An 18,367-nucleotide genomic window follows, 5' to 3' on the forward strand; every position below is an offset into this window, starting at 1 on the left:
AAAACCGCCGATTGTAAACTTTAGTTACATTTTGTTAAGAAACTATTAAAATTATTATTTATTGGTTATTTATTATTTGTTGACTTAATTATTGATTGCTTAATAAAAATGAATTTAGAAAATGATTATAAAACAAAAATTAGTTTAAAACATCGTCAAAAGTTTGCCCAATTTTTTACGCCTCAACCGATAGCTGAACTCATGGTTAATTGGCTTTTAGGTAATAACAATTTAGTCACAATTCTTGAACCTGCTTTTGGCTTAGGAATTTTTACCCGTTTATTTTTAGCAAAAAAAACCGATCTAAAAATTACAGGTTTTGAGATTGATTTGCTTATTTTAACACAAGCAAAAGCCTATTTTCAAGATAATTGTAATCTTAATTTACAATTAAAAGATTATTTATTTAACGATTGGGAAAATCAATATGATGGTATTATTTGTAATCCGCCTTATTTTAAATTTCATGATTATAATAATCAAGTAAGTTTACAAGAAATAAAAACAAAACTAAACATTAATCTTAAGGGATTTACTAATATTTATAGCTTATTTTTATTAAAATCAATTTATCAATTAAAAGAGGGAGGAAGGGGGGCTTATTTAATACCGTCAGAATTTCTTAATTCTGATTATGGTAAAAATATTAAAGAATATTTAATTAAATCTCAAACCTTAAGAGAAATTATTATTTTTGATTTTCAAAAAAATATTTTTGAGCAAGTTTTAACCACCAGTGCGATTATTTTATTCGCTAAAGATAGTCATAGTCAAAATATTAATTTTACCACGATTACTAATCAAAATCAATTAGATCAAATTCACGAAATAATTAATAATTACCCTAATCATAATCCCAATATTACCATAAAACAAAATGACCTTAATCCTCAAATTAAATGGCGAAATTACTATCAAAAACAAGCTAGTTTAAACTATCAAAAATTAATCCCATTTCATCAAGTTGCTAAAGTAGTTAGGGGTATTGCCACAGGTGCAAATGACTATTTTATTTTTAACTTAGAAAAAGCTGAAAAATATCAAATTAATATTGATTATTTATTACCCTGTATTACTAAATCAAAAGATATAATTAATGCCTTTTTTACCCTTGAAGATTTTGAGAGATTAAAAGCTAATAATCGTAATATTTATTTATTAAATGTAGGAAAAAATCCCACGGATCAAAATGTTTTAAAATATTTGAAAATGGGAGAAGAAAATAAGATTAATCAAAAATATTTAACCTCAAAAAGAAAGCCTTGGTATTTATTAGAAAATAGACAGCCCTCTCCCATTTTTGTTAGTGTGTTTAACCGTAGTAAAATTAAATTTATTTTGAATGAAGCAAAAATTAGTAATTTGACAAACTTTCATTGTGTTTATGTTAAAAATGATCTATATAAGATTAATCTTGATCTACTTTTTGCCTATTTATTAACAGATATTGCCCAACAAATATTTAATGATAATCGTAGGGAATATGGAGATGGTTTAACAAAATTTGAGCCTAATGATCTTAATTTTGCTTTAATATTAGATTTATCTTTATTAGATCATAAAACTGAAAATTTAATTTTGCAATTATATCAAAAATATCGTTATTCTGTTATTACTAATCAGGAAAATAAACAATTAATTAATGAAATAGATTTGATTTTTAAAAACTATTTTATAAAATCTAATTGTTAACTTTTTTAACATTAAATGTAGGATGGGCAATGTCTAAAATAAAATGAATAAAGCCCTAACCCTAAAGGGTTGGGTTATACAGACAAAACCTGCCTACGCAGGTTAGAATAAAGTCTTTTGTTTTTGTAGCATAAAGCTTTGGCCTTAATCAAATCTAATCAGCTAAACTATGGATATTTATATTAAAGGAAAAAAAGTTAAACTTTCCCCACAAAAATCAATCGGAAAGGGGGGAGAAGCGGATGTTTTTGACTTAGGAAATAATCTAGCGGTTAAAATATTTAAACAGCCCGATCATCCTGATTATCAAGGTTTACCTTTTGAACAAAAAGCGGCCGAATTAAGATTAAAAGAACATCAATTAAAATTAAGAAATTTTCCTCAATTTTTACCTTCTAATGTGATTACTCCTCAAGATTTAGCTACTGATCGAAAAGGTCAATTAATCTTAGGTTATACCATGACTTTATTAAGTCAAACTAACCCTTTATTAAGGTACAGTGATCGCAATTTTCGCACCCAAAGTGGCATCAATCAAGAAAGTATAATTAAGATTTTTCTTAACTTATATGATACTATCATAAAATTACATCAAAATCAAGTGGTTATTGGTGATTTTAATGACTTAAATGTGTTAATAAATCAAGAAGAAAAAGCTTACTTTATTGATGCAGATTCCTTTCAATTTCAGAATTTTTATTGTCAAGTATTTACCAGTCGTTTTGTAGATCCTTTATTATGTGATCCCCTAGAAACTTCGCCTATTTTAATTAAAAATCATAATAAAAATTCAGATTGGTATGCCTATCATGTAATGTTAATGCAATGTTTATTATTTGTTAATCCCTACGGTGGCGTTTATAAACCAAAAGATCAAAGTAAAAATATTCCCCATACTGCCCGACCTTTACATAGAATAACTATTTTTGATCCTGAGGTAAAATATCCTAAACCTGCCCTACCCTATTCTATTTTATCTGATGATTTATTACAACAATTTCACCGTCAATTTTTAGAAGATCAAAGAGGGATCATCCCCCTTAATTTATTGCAAAATTTACGTTGGACAAAATGTGTTAATTGTGGCATTGAACACGCCAGATTAACTTGTCCTTTTTGTACTCAAATTAAGCCACAATTAACAAAAGTTACCCCTATTTTTGTTAAAGGAAGTGTAACTGTTACTTCTATTTTTAAAACTGAAGGAATAATTTTAGTTACTAATAATTATGAGAATAAATTAACCTATTTATATTATGAAAAAGGGGAATTTAAACGGGAAGATCAAAGAATAATTTTTACGGGAAAATTAAACCCTAAAATGAAATTTTGGTTACAAGAAGATTATACTTTAATTGGTCAAGAAAATCAAGTAATTAGTTTTACTAAAAATGGTGATGTCACTAAAAAAATAGTTGATCGTTATCAAAATTTACCCATGTTACAAACTCATCAAAATCAGGCTTTTTGGTGTCATAATGGCCAATTATTAAAAGATGGAAAATTAGGGCAAGAATATATCGCAGATGTGTTACAAAATCAAACTCAATTTTGGTTAGGTAGTAATTTTGGTTTTGGTTTTTATCGAGCGGGAAATTTGAATGTGGCTTTCACTTTTGATTTTAAAAGACAGGGTATTAATGATCAGATTAAATTGCCAATTTTATCAGGTCAAATTTTAGAAATTAATTGTATTTTAAGTGATCAATATGCTTGGTTATTGATTAATTCTCAACAACAAGGCCAAATTATTCAACGAGTTTTTGTCATTGATCAAAATGGTCAAATTTTAGCTAATTTAGAAGCAATTTTTGGGGATCAACCTTGGTTAAATTCTCTTGATGGCCATTGTGCTATTAATAATTTTCTCTTAGTAGCAACTGATGAAGGAATTGTGAGAATAGAGTTACAAAATAGGCAAATTGTACAAACTAAAATTTTCACTGATACGGAATCTTTTGTAGATAGTAACTGTCAGTTATTAGTGGGAGATCAAGGTTTATATGTGATTAGTGAAAAGGAGATTAAACATTTAAAAATTAAATAGTTTCCCAACCTGTCAAATTTTATGACACTATTATCTTTTTATAATCAATTGTTAGCTTGTTTTTGATATTAATAAATCAAAAATGATTAAGAAAGAGATAATTTCTAAGAAAAATTAGTTCAATTTATTGAACGATCACTATTAGCCTTGAAATGAATTTCAAGGCAAGATTAATACTTTTAGGGGCAACTTTTAAGAATTAACACGCAATGAAATTAATTTCATTGCTAACATAAATCGTTCAATAAATTGAACTGTTAGGGGGTGAGGGAAAAATAGACATTTTTAAATATTTAAAATATCATAATTACCAAAAACTTTAACAATTTCTGCATGATTTTTTAAGTCAATTAAAGCATCTTTAACTGTAGGTTGATTTTCACATCCTTCGATGTCAATATAAAATAAATATTCCCCTAAATATCTTTTAGTTGGCCGTGACTCAATGCGACTTAAATTAATATTTCTTTTGGAAAAAATATGCAAAGCTTTTTCTAATGCCCCCGGAATATTTTGAGGTAAAGTAAAGGCTAAAGAAAGCCGATCGCCTTGAGTAGAAGAATTAAAACCTAATACCCAAAAACGAGTACAATTTTGAGGATAATCATTAATATTATTAGCTAAAATTGGGATATTATAAATATCCGATGCCCTTGGGGAAGAAATAGCGGCCGATCGAGCTTCATTTTTGATAATTTCTAATGCTTCAGTCGTGCTATTCATGGGGATAGTATTAGCAGAAGGTAAGTAATTTTCTAGCCATCTTTGACATTGGGCTAAGGCTTGGGGATGGGAATAAACTTTATTAATATTTTCGAGGGAATTACTATTAGATAAAAGGGCATGATTGATGGGTAAAATTAACTCTTTTTGTATCTGTAATTGATCTGATTCCCAAATAGTATCTAAGGTAATTACTACACTACCATGAATTGAATTTTCTACGGGTACAACTGCTAATTTTGCTTGGTGATTAGTGACGGCGTGTAAAGTTTTTATAATGCTAGAATAGGGGCTTAAAATAAATTTTTCTGTTGTTTCTTTTCCCAAATATTCCAGATAAGATAAAGCGGCATTTTCTGTATATGTGCCTGTAGGGCCTAAATAAGCAAGATAATTAGTGATCATAAATAAAAAATAAAAATTAAACTTTAACATTTTAATTTTTATTATAGCTTATTTTGTTTAGAAATTATTAAATTTTGACATAAATATGAATAAAAAATGAATTAAACATGATCATTGATTATGATCAAAATAGGTTATAATAATTAAAAATTAGTATTGATTTATAATTAAATTTTATGGAATTTCTGACACTTTTATTATTAGCGATCGCCTTGGCTATGGATGCTTTAACCGTTGCTGTTACCAGTGGAATTATGATCAAACATATTCACATTAATAAGGCCTTAAAAATTGGTTTATTTTTTGGAGTTTTTCAGGGAGTTATGCCCATTTTAGGTTGGTTAGGAGGCTTAACTTTTAAAGGTTTAATTAGTAGTTATGATCATTGGATTGCTTTTATTTTATTATCTATTATTGGGGGTAAAATGATTTATGAATCTTTCCATTTAGATGAAGAAGAAAAACAATATGATCCCCTTGATAATTATACCCTTTTTACTTTAGCGATCGCCACGAGTATTGATGCTTTAGCGGCGGGAATTGGTTTAACAATGATTAATTATTCTATTTTTTTAGCGGCCACCTTAATCGGTTTTGTGACCTTTACTTTATCATTTTTAGGGGTATTTGCAGGGCATAAATTTGGCAATTATTTTAATAAAAATTTAGAGATTTTAGGCGGTGTAATTTTAATTTTAATTGGCGTAAAAATTTTATTAGAACATTTAACTCAAATTGCTTAATTTAATGTTATAGTAATAGTCAAGTATCTATTAATTAATAAAAAAATGCGTCCAAAAAAGAAATTTGCTCAACATTGGTTGAAAAGTGATAGAATTTTAAATCAAATTATCATGGCTTCAGTTATTAATCCTGATGATCGGATTTTAGAAATTGGGCCGGGTACGGGAATTTTAACTCGCCGTTTATTACAACAAGCAAAGGAAGTTATTTCAGTCGAAATTGATCAAGAATTATGTAGAAATTTAGTTAAAAAATTTAAAGATGCTGAAAATTTTTTACTCTTACAAGAGGATTTTTTAGATAGTAATTTAGAAGAAATTTTAACTAATTTTCCTCAATTTAATTCACCTAATAAGGTTGTGGCTAATATCCCCTATAATATTACTGGCCCAATTATTGAAAAATTATTAGGAAAAATAGCTACGCCTAACCCTAATCCTTATGATTTAATTGTGTTATTAATTCAAAAAGAAGTAGCTGATCGCATTGTAGCCACTCCGAAAAATAAAACTTTTGGGGCATTAACAGTGAGAGTGCAGTATTTAGCCGATGCCCATTTAGTCTGTGATGTACCAGCGAAAGCCTTTGATCCCCCACCCAAGGTAGACTCGGCCGTTATTGCTTTAACTCCCCGTACATTTAACCTACAAGCTCATAATCCTCGCAATTTAGAAACAATCGTTAAATTAGGCTTTGGAAGTAAAAGAAAAATGTTAAGAAATAACTTAAAAAGTTTAATGGAAATTGAAAAATTAACCGCTATTTTAGAAAGTTTACATCTTAATCCCCAAGCCAGAGGAGAGGAACTTTCTGTGTTAGAATGGGTTAAATTAAGTAATGAAATAATTAAGCATTTATAAGAATTGGTTATTTTTTATTTATTCGTAAAAAATAACTATTTTTAAGCAAAATTTAGTTCAATTTATTGAACGATTTATGTTAGCCTTGAACTAAAGTTCAAGGTGAGTTCAATTATTATAAAAAATCTCCTAACTATCTCATTTTTTTAGATAGAAGTTTAACCTAAAAGTATTAATACCGCCTTGAAATTTATTTCAAGGCTAATAGTGATCGTTCAATAAATTGAACTAATCTAATTTTAACATTAATCTGTTATTTATTATTAACAAATAACCAAATTAATGCTTAACAATATAAGCTTTTTTCTGCTTATCTTCCCACCATTCTTGATGGGAAAGATACCATTTCACCGTCTCCCTTAAACCTTCTTCCACTGTAACAGAAGGAGTCCAACCTAATTCAGTTTTAATTTTCGTTGCATTGATGGCATAACGGCGATCATGGCCAGGGCGATCTGTCACAAAATTAATTAATTTTTCAGAGGGATAAACTGGTAAATTTGGGGCTAATTCATCCATTAATTTACATAAAATTTTAACTAAATCTATGTTTTTAACTTCATTATTGCCACCAATATTATAGGTTTCTCCCGCTTTTCCTTTGTGAATTACACAATCTAAAGCTTGACAATGATCTAAAACATAAAGCCAATCTCTCACATTTTGACCATCACCATAAACAGGTAAAGCCTTACCCTGTAAGATATTTAAACACATTAAGGGGATTAATTTTTCAGGGAATTGATAAGAGCCGTAGTTATTTGAGCAGTTGGTAATGATAGTGGGGATTTGATAGGTGTGATAATAGGAACGTACTAGGTGATCACTCCCTGCTTTTGAGGCGGAATAGGGGCTATTGGGGGCATAAGGGGTAGTTTCACTGAAAGGGGGATCATTTGCTTCTAAACTACCATAAACTTCATCGGTGGAAACGTGCAGAAACCTACCAAAATCTTTTTCTTTAAACAGAGGATTATGATTGTAATGCTCTCGATAGGCTTCTAACAGGGTAAATGTGCCAATTACATTGGTTTGGATAAAGACATCGGGGGCGACAATGGAACGATCTACATGGGATTCCGCCGCAAAGTGAGCAATTGTGTCTATTTCTTCCTCTTTTAAGAGGCTATCTATTAAGGTGCGATCGCAAATATTCCCTTCCACAAAACGAAACTGAGGGTTATTTTCTAAAGCCGTTAAATTATCTTTGCTTCCGGCATAAGTCAAAGCATCTAAGACAACAACCCGATCCTGTGGGTATTTTTCGCACCAATGATGAACAAAATTTGAGCCGATAAAACCTGCTCCTCCAGTAATTAAAAGATGACGGGGTGATCTATTTGTCATTGTTGTTACTTTTCTTAATATTGTAATTATTAATTAACTTTACCATAAAAATTGTTATAATAAAAATAAGACAAACTTTAAAAATTTGATTAAAAAAATTTTTTTCTTTACAAATTATTAATATTATTGATTATGGGGGAGGTAAATATTATGAAAACCCCAAGTAAAGCGATTATTAATTATCTATTTGATCCCGATCACTTAAGTCAAAATAAAGCAAATTTTTGGTTAAGAATTGGCACAATTTTTTATAGTTTTTTACTATTATTAATGTCTGGTTGTGTTAATCCTGTTAAAAGTCAAACTTTTAGTCAAAATGATCAGATCAAATTTTATGGTAATGATTCTTCCCCCCAGACAATAGGGGCTGATTATTTTATTTTTAGAGAAAATGGTAATCAAATAGAAGGATTAATTTATGTTCAAAATTCTGATGTTTTTTCCTGTGTTAATGGTAGTTATAATAGTCAATTAAATCAAGTTGAAAATGTTATTTTTTCCTATCCTGAAATGGGAACAGATCATTGGGAAACTTTTAATTCTGATGACCCAATTAAGTTCAGTGATTTTCCTTATCAATTTAATTATAATCAAATTAATCAGGATGTTAATTCTTTATTTGCATATTGTCTTGAAAGATAATGATGAAAAAACAAGCTTTATATTGGCGGCTAATCATTATTTTGATTAGCTATATTTGTTTGGGATTTTTATTAAATTTATATCATGTTTCCTTGTTAATTTGGTTATTTACAATTTTGAGTATTTTATATTTATCTTGGGCAGGAACGGGAGCGATCGCCCTAGTCATTTTCCTAATATTGTTAATAGTTGGTTTTAGTATTTATATAATTAAATTAGATAGTTGGTGGCATAATTTTTTATTTTTAAATCAATATCAATGGTTTTATGATATATCAAAGTTTATTTATTCTATTCAATTTTCTTTTTTTAAGCCAACACCAAAAATTTTGATTTGGGTTTTAAGTTTTGTGTTAATTTGGTTATTAGGTACAATTATCACTTTTTATCATGGTATGACCCAAGAAAAATTATCTCAAAATTTTGAGCAAAAATTTTCCATATTTACAGTATTAACTATTATTTCTTTAATCGGTTTAAAGATTGGACAAAGTTTATTAAATCCTAACTAATAATAATGAATAATAATAATAAACAATTTAACACCCCTGAAGAATACCTTAAATTAATTGATCCTGATATTTTGTCAAGCTTTTCCCCCGAACAAAAAAATGAAATGATCAGATTAATTAATAAATTAATTTCCCCGCCTTCGCGCAAATTAGTTGATTTAAGATTTACAGTAGATTTAATTATTACTCGTTATTTTGTAGTTTTATTAGTGGGAAAAGATCGCCGTAGTCAAAAACGAAATTATCTTCCTGAAAATGTTAGTAAATTTGGCAATCTTGTTACGGCTTCGATTATTTTAATAAGTTTAAACTTATTTATTATTGGTAATATTTTGTTAGGTCTTTATTTAATTAAATCCGTTGTGGGAATTAACTTTTTTCCGGGTCATATTTCCGATACGGTAGAGAAAATTATCAAATAAAAAAAAAGATTATTTGTTGACAGTTGAAAATTGCTTTTAAGTAAAAGTCAACTGTCCATTATCAATTGTCAATTGTTCAAGATTTAACTAACCCTAAATGATCAGTTACTCTGCGCAACACACCATTAATAAAACGGTGTGCATCCTGATCAGAATAGCGTTTTGCCAATTCAATTGCCTCATTAATTGCCACTTTATCAGGTATTTCTAAAAATAAAATTTCTCCCACTGCTAAACGTAAAATATCTTGATCAATTTTGGGTAATCTTTTAAATTGCCAATCTACTAAAGCTTTATTTAAAGTTTGATCAATTTCACTTTTTCGGCGTTTAATTGTGCCAATTAATTCAATGGCATATTTTCTAACTTCATATTGGCCGGCTACTTGAATAAATAAGGGTAATTCTACGGCCACTCCTAAACGATTAATCGCTATTTTTGTTGATTCTAAAGCTTCTTCTACTCTAGTTTTACAACTTTGTAAATCACTAGAAAGTAGATCACTTTGTAACAGGCGATCACTACCTTTTTTTACTTCACTAGAAGCACTTTCTAAAATATCTTTAATTTCATCAGTTAAAGCATGAATAGCGGCCGAAACTAAATCTTCTAATTCTTTTTCTTCTAATTTTTCAGCCGAAGAACCTTTAATTTGGGATAAACTTAATAAAGCTAATTCACGGGCAATTCTACGAGGTTGTGGACGAGACATAATAGGTAATAAATAATAATTAATAAGTAATAAGTGGGAAGTAGAAAATAATAAGTAAAAAGTTAATATTTTTACAAATAACCAATGACCAATGACCAATGACTAATTAACAACTTCGGGTAAAGATAAAGGAGAAGAATTAATTTGTTCAGCAACAGAAGGATTAACAATACCACCAGAAATCAAAACTTTAAAAGCATCTTCGATAGACATAGAAACATTAATTAATTTTGATTCAGGTACAATCGCATACCATCCCGAAGTAGGATTGGGTGTAGTGGGAATAAATACACTTAACATCGGTTCAGATAGATTTGATTGAAGCACCGTTGGTAACTGTCCTGTGACAAAACCTAAACTCCAAATTCCTTGACTGGGATATTCTATCATAACAACTCGGCGAAAACGGGTTTTAGAATCCTTTAAAACCGTTTCTAGCAGTTGTTTGAGAGTTTTATAAACAGAGCCGGCCAAGGGGATAGCCTGTAAAATTTGCTCTCCCACATCCAATAACCATCTTCCCACAATATTTCTGGCCATTAAACCAATCAATAAAATGGACAAAAGGGGAACTGCAAAACCCACCACCAAATTTAACAAATTAGTTAAAATCGGATCTAAACCATCAAAAGGATTAAGTTGTTTTGGTATGCGAGTTAAAAAATTAATCACCCACGAAGCTACGGTAAAACTGAGCCAGATCGTAGTGGCCAAAGGTATTACCACTAATAATCCGGCGATTAAATCATTTTTTAAATCCTGCTTGAAGTGTTGTAGCACTGAAGGCTCACCTCTCCTTATTTGCTTAAAATAAATACTCAATAATGGTTATTAAATCTTTATTGTAAAGGAAAATTAACAAGATCGCACAGCTAAATTAATTATTAGTTATTAGTCAATTGTCAATTGACAATTATTTAAAAGATAGCCATGCTAAAACAGCGATCGCAAGATAACCCACCGCTAAAAATAAACTTCTAAAAGTAATGCGCAGACCCTGTTTAAAATATTTATCATTAGTTTCTTTCGTTCTATTACTTTTTTGCGTTTCAATTTTGTTTTTAATTTCTTTAATTTGACTATCTAAATTTTGGGGATTATCCTTAAAATTTTTAATAGTTTCTAACTGAGTACGTTGGGCTTGTAACTGTTGAATTTCTTGAGGAGTAAGAGTTTTTCCATTATATTTACCAGAACTTAAAGCCTGATTAATTTTTGGTAATTCCGTATCTATTTGTTGAACTAATTGTTTTAGTTGTTGTTGATTTTGAAAAACATTAGCTAATTGATTTAAAGTTTGATATTGATTTTGAAGTTGAATTTGAGCATCTCCTAAATTTTGATTTTGTTCAATTTTGGTAATTTCATCGGCTTTAACTTGATTCAAATTAGTTAAATAAAAGGGAATAAAAGTTAAAAAGATTATGCCTAAAATTCCAGAAATAACTAAACTCCAAAATTTTAAAGTTAAAAATTTAGATGATTGGGATTGATCTTTGCTTTCTAGCCAATAACTAGCAAGAATAAAACCTAAGCCAATAATAGGAGTTAAGCCAGTATCAATAATTTGACCCATGACAAGTAATTTTTGTGCATCTTGGCTAGTGGGCAGGGTCAAAAACAGTAAATAGTCTAAAATAGCACACAGAATTAAAATAATTCCTGTTACTTTTAAACTTAAAGCAATAAAAAAAAGTTGATTTGAACGGTTCATCTTATCTTCCTAAACATAAAACTAAATATTTAAAATAGCAGATCTGGGTCTAAAATTTAACATTTTTACTCAAAAAATCTAACAAAATTTTTTGATGAGGTTCACCAATCGGACGTATTTGTTTTGCTTTTTCTGAATAAATTTGTCCGTGATTAATTTCTTCCACCGTAACTAATTTAAAATCCCAACCTTCATTTAAAGTTAATTGATCTATTGTAACGGTTAAGGGTGCAGAATAAACATATTTAGAAAAATTAGCTTTTTGTTCCCTCCAAAATAAATTAAAATCTTGACAATTATAATTAATTTCTTCTAATAATTCCCTTTTTAAACCTTCTTCAATGGTTTCTCCTGCTTCAAGATGACCGCCAAAAAATCCCCATTGCCCCGGATAAAGAATCCCCTCAATATCGTCTCTTAATTGCATTAAAAATTTACCTTCTCGATATAAAATCGCCATCGTTACAATAGTTAAATTCTGATGATTGTTCATATTATTTATTCCAGATTAAAGATTAATTATTAACTATTAACTATTAACTATCAACTATCAACAGTTTCCTGATAAGCTAGATCATTGAAACTTATCTAATTAGAAAAAATGGATATTAAAAACGGATTTGTTGACACAATTGGCCATACGCCTTTAATTCGCTTAAATAGCTTTAGTGACGAAACGGGCTGTGAAATTCTCGGCAAAGCTGAATTTCTCAATCCCGGAGGCTCTGTTAAGGATCGCGCCGCTTTATATATTATTGAAGATGCCGAAAAAAAAGGACTGCTCAAGCCCGGTGGCACGGTGGTGGAAGGCACGGCGGGGAATACAGGGATCGGCTTGGCTCACATTTGTAACGCTAAAGGTTATAAATGTTTAATTGTAATTCCCGATACCCAGTCTCAAGAAAAAATTGACACTTTGCGCACTTTAGGGGCGCAAGTTCGCACCGTTGCGGCCGTTCCCTATTCCGATCCCAATAATTATGTTAAATTATCCGGTAGAATTGCCCAAGAAACGGAAAATGCGATCTGGGCGAATCAATTTGATAATTTAGCTAATAGACAGGCTCATTATGAAACCACAGGCCCAGAAATATGGCAACAAACGGACGGAAAAATTGATGCTTGGGTAGCCGCTACGGGTACAGGTGGCACATTTGCAGGAGTTTCTTTATTTTTAAAAGAAAAAAATCCTCAGATTAAATCAATAGTAGCGGATCCGATGGGAAGTGTTTTATATAGTTATGTTAAAACAGGTGAATTAATTAAAGAAGGTAACTCAATTACTGAAGGAATTGGGCAGGGAAGAATCACCGATAATATGAAAAATGTCCCCATAGATGATGCCATTAGAATTGATGATCACCAAGCCTTAAAAGTGATTTATCAACTATTAAGAAAAGATGGTTTATTTATGGGTGGTTCTGTTGGCATTAATGTGGGTGCGGCCGTGGCTTTAGCCAAAGAAATGGGGCCAGGTCATACGATTGTTACGGTTTTATGTGATAGTGGTTCACGTTATCAATCCCGTTTATTTAATCAAGATTGGTTAGCGAGTAAAAGCCTTTTTATCAGTTAATAATTACTGATTTGATTCTGTCAGAATGAAGACCTAAAAACCGTTTTATTTATGACCTTTTTAGTTCTTCATTCTAACAACTTTTCTAATTAAAGTTGAACCTTGTCCATTATTAACTGTCAATTGTTAACTGTTCTTCTACTTCTAATTCAAGATAATTTTTTAACTCTTTTTCCCGATCTAAGGTTTGCCAAATTTCTTGTAAAAGATAATCTATTCCCTTTTTACTAACAGCAGAAATTTTAAAAATAGGTGATTTTGTTACTTTTTGAAATTCCTCAATGATTAATGTTTGAAATTCATCGTCTACCGCATCAATTTTATTTAAAGCTAAAATCTGAGGACGTGCTTCCAATCCCCTGCCATAAGCTTGTAATTCATCTTGAATTGTTTGATAATTTTTCAGAGGGTCTTCTGCTGTAATATCAACTAAATGTAATAAAACATGGGTGCGTTCAATATGTCTTAAAAAATCATGGCCTAAACCCACACCCTCAGAAGCCCCCTCAATTAAGCCCGGAATATCCGCAAACACCGTCCCATCCCCGGTCGGTTTTCTCACCACTCCTAAGTTGGGAACTAAAGTAGTAAAAGGATAATCGGCAATTTTGGGACGTGCAGAAGATAAAGAGGAAATAAGAGTTGATTTACCCGCATTTGGTAATCCAATAATACCCACTTCAGCAATTAATTTTAACTCTAATCGTAATTTTTTTAACTCTCCATCTAGGCCAGGCAGAGCATAATCCGGCGCTCGGTTACTATTACTTAAAAAATGACGATTTCCTAATCCTCCTTTTCCACCTTTAGCAATACAAATTTTTTGTTTAGCTTCTACTAAATCTCCTAAGATTTCCTCTGTTTCTAAATCATAAATTACCGTTCCACAGGGAACTTTTACAATTAAATCATCTCCCGATGCACCCGTACAGTTATTAGGGCCGCCTCTTTCACCATCTTGAGCCTTAAAACGGCGCAAATATTTAAAATCCAAGAGGGTTTGTAATTGTGAGTCAGCCTCAAAAAATACTGAGCCTCCCCAACCTCCGTTACCTCCGGCCGGCCCTCCGGCAGGTACATATTTTTCTCGGCGAAAAGCGACAATTCCATCTCCACCTTTTCCGGCTTCTACTTCAATTTCAGCGTGATCTATAAATTGCATTTTTGTTAGTTGTTATTGGTTATTTGTTATTAGTTATTGTTTATTGGTTATCTGTTAAATAATAATTGTCAACTATCAACTGCCAACTGTCAATTGATAACTAATTTCTTTATTTAATTTTCCACTTTGATAACCTTCTAAGTCAAGAGTAACAAACAGAAACCCGAAATTTTGAAACACTTTAACTAATTCTTTTAAATCAGTTTTTTCCACAAAATTTTTAATTTGCTCAGGTGGTAATTCTATTCTAGCCGTATCCCCTTGCGATCGCACCCGTAAACTGTGCCACCCCTGTTTTTTGAGATAAACTTCCGCCCTGCCTACCCGTTGCAATTTACTAACGGTAATTTCCTCACCGTAGGGAAAACGGGATGACAAACAGGGTTGAGCGGGTTTATTCCACCAAGGAAGCCCTAATTTTTCGGAAATTTGCCTCACTTCTAATTTTGTTACCCCCACCTCCGCCAAGGGTGATCGCGCTCCTCTTTCCTTGGCCGCTTGAATACCGGGGCGATAGTCTTGGAGATCATCCGCATTTACACCGTCTATAACGTAGGCATAGCCTCTCATTAAAGCCAGAGGTTTCAGAGTGTCATGGAGTTCACTTTTACAGAAATAACAACGATTGACAGGGTTTGAGGTATAATTAGGATTTTCCATTTCATTTGTGTTAATTAATTCATGTTTAATGCCAATAAAATCTGTTTGAATCTGAGCATCCTCTAATTCTTCAGGTAAAAGAGACGGAGAAACCGCCGTAACGGCTAAGGAGCGATCGCCCAAAACATCATAAGCAATTTTAGCAACTAAAGTGCTATCTACTCCCCCAGAATAGGCAATTAAAGCCCGATCCATTTCACTGAAAAGATGATAGAGTTGTTCTAATTTTTGTTCAATCATTGACTCAACTTAAAAAGGAAAATTAATTAACTTTTTTAATAATATCATAAAATTAGTCATTTGTTATTATTTAGAATTAATTAATTTTAAATACTGGGGAGGAACATGATCAACTAACCAAACATTATTATCACTACAATAAAAAATAAATCCATCTTGATTCATTTGTTGAGAATTAACTGCAAAAATTACAGGTTTACCCCTTCTTTGACCAACTTTTTGAGCGGTAATAATATCTAAAGATAAATGTACATGATGACGGGACATTTTTTGTAAACCTTGTGCTAAAATATTTGTTAATACTTGATGATGAGTCCCATGATATAATAAATCAGGAGGTTGTTGAGGAATTAATTGTAAATCTATCTTAATACTATGACCTTGATTAGCTCTAATTTTAGTGTTAGTTTCATCAAAGGAAAATCGTTTTTTATCGTTATTAATAACCACTTGAGTTAATTCTAATAAAGACAAAGAAAAATTATTTTGCTCACAAGCATTTAACAGATCATCAATGTTAACCCAGCCACCATTTTCTAAAATTAAATCTAATTTTTCAGGGTGATGGCGTAAATGATAACTTAAAAATTTACTAATTTCAGTCAAACGGGAATTATTCATACAAATTAGAGTAGATTATTTTTATTTTAGATGGTAAAATATAATTTTAAGTTCAATTTATTGAACGATTTTTATTAGTAATAAAATTAAGTTCATTATTTTTGATTACAAAATTATCAATTTTCAATTTATTTTAACATTATAAATTATGACAACATCTATTAACTCTCAACCTCAAATTTATGAAGGTCAATATGGACAGTTTACCATTACTTCTGAAGATAAAAAAGAAGTAATTATTTATCGCTGCGGTTTAATCTTATCAGCTATTAGCTTTTTAATAGAAACAAATTTAGTTTTATTTTATCCTCAATTAGCTATTAATTCAGTTATTTCTAATAGTGTTTTCTTCCTATTTATTTTAGGCTTAGGAATAAGTTTAACTAAAATTCATATCTATTTAAAACCCTTACACAATTTGTTAAAAATATTTTGGTTTATTGGTACAATTTTTAGTATTTTTTTATTATTTAAAACTAATCAACCAATTATTGAATATGTTTATAATTACCCTTTAAATTTATTCGGCCTTGGCTTGATTTTTGTGGCTTTAACAGGGATTTATTTTAAAGAAGCCTTTTGTTTTAACCGTTTAGAAACAAAAATTTTAACCCCTTTAGTACCCATGTTATTATTAGGCCATTTAGTTCATATTTTATCAGTAAAAACAGAAAAAATTGGGTTAGGAATATGGGCTATTTTATATCTTGTTTTTGCCTTAAGAAAATTCTGGCAAAATATCCCTTCTGATATAGGAGATAAATCAGTTTTTGAACATCTGAAAAAATAATTTAACCCTCTTTAATTAAGGATCGGAATGATCCCAAAAAACTAATATTTTAAATTGAGTAAATTTAGTTTTAAATTACTTAATTTGACAAATAAAATTAATTATTATTTAATAGTAACGAATAATTAATAATAAATAACAAAAGCAAAATTATGTTAACACTAGGTGTCAATATTGATCATGTAGCCACCATTCGACAAGCTAGACGCACCGTTGAGCCTGATCCCGTGGCCGCCGCCGTTTTAGCTGAGTTAGGCGGGGCCGATGGTATTACCGTTCATTTACGGGAGGATCGCCGTCATATTCAAGATCGAGATGTTCAGTTGTTGCGTCAAACCGTGCGCACTCATTTAAACTTGGAAATGGCCCCTACCCCCGAAATGATTGCGATCGCGCTAGAAATTAAACCAAATTATGTTACCCTTGTACCTGAAAAAAGGGAAGAAGTGACAACGGAGGGCGGTATTGACATCGTAGGTAATTTTCAGAGGTTTTCGGAAGTAGTGGATCAGCTACAGAGTGGAGGTATTCCCGTAAGTTGGTTTATTGATGCAGAGGAAAAACAGATTGAAGCCGCAAAAAAAACTGAGGCGATGTTCATTGAACTTCATACGGGCAAATACGCCGAAGCTACCACCGAACAACAACGCCATGAGGAGTTAAAGGTGTTGGAAAGAGGATGTGAACAGGCTTTATCATTGGGTTTAAGAGTTAATGCCGGCCACGGTTTAACCTATTGGAATGTTTATCCAGTGGCTTGTTTACCCGGAATGGAAGAATTAAATATCGGTCATACGATCATCAGTCGGGCAGTCTTAGTGGGCTTAGAAAGGGCTGTCAAAGAAATGAAACAGGCCATGAAAGGACAGTGATCCCCAATTATTTAATCATTATTCTTCACTTAACTATTAAGTTATATAGTTAAGTGAAAATAAAAATCGGATGAAGTGGCTAGTTTTAATGTAAACTACATAAGTCGTATTTTTTTATCATAATTTTTACGAAAGGAGATTAAGCACCATGACAACTTATCATTACGTTTTGGCCAGTCAAAAGTTTTTATTAGAGGAAGAACCTTTTGCAGAAGTCTTAAAAGAACGTACCAGAGACTATAATGAAAAAAATAAAGAAATTGATTTTTGGTTAGTCAAACAACCTGCTTTTATTGAAAGGCCAGAAATGAATAGTGTTAAAGCCGAATGTCCTCAGCCTTGTGTAGCGGTAATTTCTACTAATTCTCAATTTATTACTTGGTTAAAATTACGCTTAGAATATGTTTCAACAGGTAATTTTGAGGCTTCTACACAGGATGAAGCTTTAGCTTCTAACGAAGCTTAATTTAAAATAAGCAACAAAAATTAAGATTAAACTGTCATGACTTTTAGATCGTGGCAGTTTGTCTTAGAAAATTACCTTGAAATGGGAAAAATTAAGCTAGGATCCAAAATAACTGTATCTTGATTGTTTTAAAAGAATTTTGACCTCAAAAAATCATTAA

General features: G+C 30.8%; 20 protein-coding genes. 11 read left to right on the forward strand and 9 right to left on the reverse strand.

Annotated elements, in window-relative coordinates; genetic code table 11:
- The first annotated feature begins 108 nt into the window (after positions 1-108).
- Positions 109-1,692, forward strand: coding sequence for an HsdM family class I SAM-dependent methyltransferase (locus Anndu_RS11165; protein WP_464101276.1), 1,584 nt, complete (start codon positions 109-111; stop codon positions 1,690-1,692).
- Between the two features lie 169 nt (positions 1,693-1,861).
- A complete protein-coding gene (locus tag Anndu_RS11170; RefSeq protein ID WP_464101277.1) occupies positions 1,862-3,739 on the forward strand; it encodes a hypothetical protein in 1,878 nt (625 codons plus the stop codon).
- 285 nt (positions 3,740-4,024) lie between these two features.
- On the opposite strand, the gene pheA is transcribed toward Anndu_RS11170, so the two are convergent.
- Positions 4,025-4,864 carry a prephenate dehydratase gene (gene pheA / locus Anndu_RS11175; RefSeq protein ID WP_464104078.1) on the reverse strand — a complete coding sequence of 280 codons (840 nt, stop codon included), beginning with the start codon at positions 4,862-4,864 and terminating at the stop codon, positions 4,025-4,027.
- 179 nt (positions 4,865-5,043) lie between these two features.
- Between pheA and Anndu_RS11180 the strand changes: the two genes are divergently transcribed.
- Both Anndu_RS11180 and rsmA read left to right on the forward strand, forming a co-directional pair.
- Complete coding sequence (locus Anndu_RS11180; protein WP_464101278.1) at positions 5,044-5,610, forward strand: manganese efflux pump MntP; 567 nt, start codon at positions 5,044-5,046, stop codon at positions 5,608-5,610.
- Between the two features lie 45 nt (positions 5,611-5,655).
- Positions 5,656-6,471 (forward strand): 16S rRNA (adenine(1518)-N(6)/adenine(1519)-N(6))-dimethyltransferase RsmA, encoded by an 816-nt coding sequence (gene rsmA, locus Anndu_RS11185; protein ID WP_464101279.1) that lies wholly within the window; start codon positions 5,656-5,658, stop codon positions 6,469-6,471.
- Positions 6,472-6,750: 279 nt separating this feature from the next.
- Here rsmA and rfbB read toward each other — a convergent pair whose 3' ends face one another.
- Positions 6,751-7,818 carry a dTDP-glucose 4,6-dehydratase gene (rfbB, locus tag Anndu_RS11190; RefSeq protein ID WP_464101280.1) on the reverse strand — a complete coding sequence of 356 codons (1,068 nt, stop codon included), beginning with the start codon at positions 7,816-7,818 and terminating at the stop codon, positions 6,751-6,753.
- 150 nt (positions 7,819-7,968) lie between these two features.
- Here rfbB and Anndu_RS11195 point away from each other — a divergent pair, with 150 nt between their 5' ends.
- From Anndu_RS11195 to Anndu_RS11205, 3 genes are read left to right on the forward strand one after another with little or no spacing between them, the layout of a single operon-like run.
- On the forward strand, positions 7,969-8,460 hold the full coding sequence (locus tag Anndu_RS11195; protein ID WP_464101281.1) for a hypothetical protein: 492 nt from the start codon (positions 7,969-7,971) through the stop codon (positions 8,458-8,460).
- A gap of 59 nt (positions 8,461-8,519) precedes the next feature.
- Positions 8,520-8,972, forward strand: a complete 453-nt coding sequence (locus Anndu_RS11200) for a hypothetical protein (RefSeq protein WP_464101282.1) — start codon at positions 8,520-8,522, stop codon at positions 8,970-8,972.
- A 5-nt stretch (positions 8,973-8,977) separates the two neighbouring features.
- Positions 8,978-9,394 (forward strand): hypothetical protein, encoded by a 417-nt coding sequence (locus Anndu_RS11205; RefSeq protein WP_464101283.1) that lies wholly within the window; start codon positions 8,978-8,980, stop codon positions 9,392-9,394.
- A 76-nt stretch (positions 9,395-9,470) separates the two neighbouring features.
- Here Anndu_RS11205 and nusB read toward each other — a convergent pair whose 3' ends face one another.
- The 4 genes from nusB to Anndu_RS11225 form a co-directional block, all read right to left on the reverse strand.
- Positions 9,471-10,109, reverse strand: a complete 639-nt coding sequence (gene nusB / locus Anndu_RS11210) for a transcription antitermination factor NusB (RefSeq protein WP_464104079.1) — start codon at positions 10,107-10,109, stop codon at positions 9,471-9,473.
- Positions 10,110-10,208: 99 nt separating this feature from the next.
- Complete coding sequence (locus Anndu_RS11215; RefSeq protein WP_464101284.1) at positions 10,209-10,886, reverse strand: DUF502 domain-containing protein; 678 nt, start codon at positions 10,884-10,886, stop codon at positions 10,209-10,211.
- Between the two features lie 133 nt (positions 10,887-11,019).
- Positions 11,020-11,820 carry an HpsJ family protein gene (locus Anndu_RS11220; protein ID WP_464101285.1) on the reverse strand — a complete coding sequence of 267 codons (801 nt, stop codon included), beginning with the start codon at positions 11,818-11,820 and terminating at the stop codon, positions 11,020-11,022.
- 49 nt (positions 11,821-11,869) lie between these two features.
- On the reverse strand, positions 11,870-12,313 hold the full coding sequence (locus tag Anndu_RS11225; RefSeq protein WP_464101286.1) for an NUDIX hydrolase: 444 nt from the start codon (positions 12,311-12,313) through the stop codon (positions 11,870-11,872).
- 108 nt (positions 12,314-12,421) lie between these two features.
- On the opposite strand from Anndu_RS11225, the gene Anndu_RS11230 reads away from it, so the two are divergent.
- Entirely contained in the window at positions 12,422-13,396 is a 975-nt protein-coding gene (locus Anndu_RS11230) for a cysteine synthase A (RefSeq protein WP_464101287.1), read from the forward strand.
- 112 nt (positions 13,397-13,508) lie between these two features.
- Here the strand turns inward: Anndu_RS11230 and obgE are convergent, their stop codons facing one another.
- The 3 genes from obgE to Anndu_RS11245 all read right to left on the reverse strand — a co-directional run bounded on the left by obgE (position 13,509) and on the right by Anndu_RS11245 (position 16,079).
- Positions 13,509-14,558 (reverse strand): GTPase ObgE, encoded by a 1,050-nt coding sequence (gene obgE / locus Anndu_RS11235; protein ID WP_464101288.1) that lies wholly within the window; start codon positions 14,556-14,558, stop codon positions 13,509-13,511.
- A 75-nt stretch (positions 14,559-14,633) separates the two neighbouring features.
- Positions 14,634-15,458 (reverse strand): ATP-dependent sacrificial sulfur transferase LarE, encoded by an 825-nt coding sequence (gene larE, locus Anndu_RS11240; protein WP_464101289.1) that lies wholly within the window; start codon positions 15,456-15,458, stop codon positions 14,634-14,636.
- Positions 15,459-15,524: 66 nt separating this feature from the next.
- A complete protein-coding gene (locus tag Anndu_RS11245) occupies positions 15,525-16,079 on the reverse strand; it encodes an RNA 2'-phosphotransferase (RefSeq protein WP_464101290.1) in 555 nt (184 codons plus the stop codon).
- Positions 16,080-16,227: 148 nt separating this feature from the next.
- Here Anndu_RS11245 and Anndu_RS11250 point away from each other — a divergent pair, with 148 nt between their 5' ends.
- From Anndu_RS11250 to Anndu_RS11260, 3 genes are all read left to right on the forward strand, one after another.
- Positions 16,228-16,869, forward strand: a complete 642-nt coding sequence (locus tag Anndu_RS11250) for a DUF2301 domain-containing membrane protein (protein ID WP_464101291.1) — start codon at positions 16,228-16,230, stop codon at positions 16,867-16,869.
- A 152-nt stretch (positions 16,870-17,021) separates the two neighbouring features.
- Positions 17,022-17,741 carry a pyridoxine 5'-phosphate synthase gene (locus tag Anndu_RS11255; RefSeq protein ID WP_464101292.1) on the forward strand — a complete coding sequence of 240 codons (720 nt, stop codon included), beginning with the start codon at positions 17,022-17,024 and terminating at the stop codon, positions 17,739-17,741.
- Between the two features lie 148 nt (positions 17,742-17,889).
- On the forward strand, positions 17,890-18,207 hold the full coding sequence (locus Anndu_RS11260) for an MgPME-cyclase complex family protein (protein ID WP_464101293.1): 318 nt from the start codon (positions 17,890-17,892) through the stop codon (positions 18,205-18,207).
- The last annotated feature ends 160 nt before the right edge of the window (positions 18,208-18,367 follow it).

The sequence above is a fragment of the Annamia dubia NIES-4383 genome (assembly GCF_055394725.1).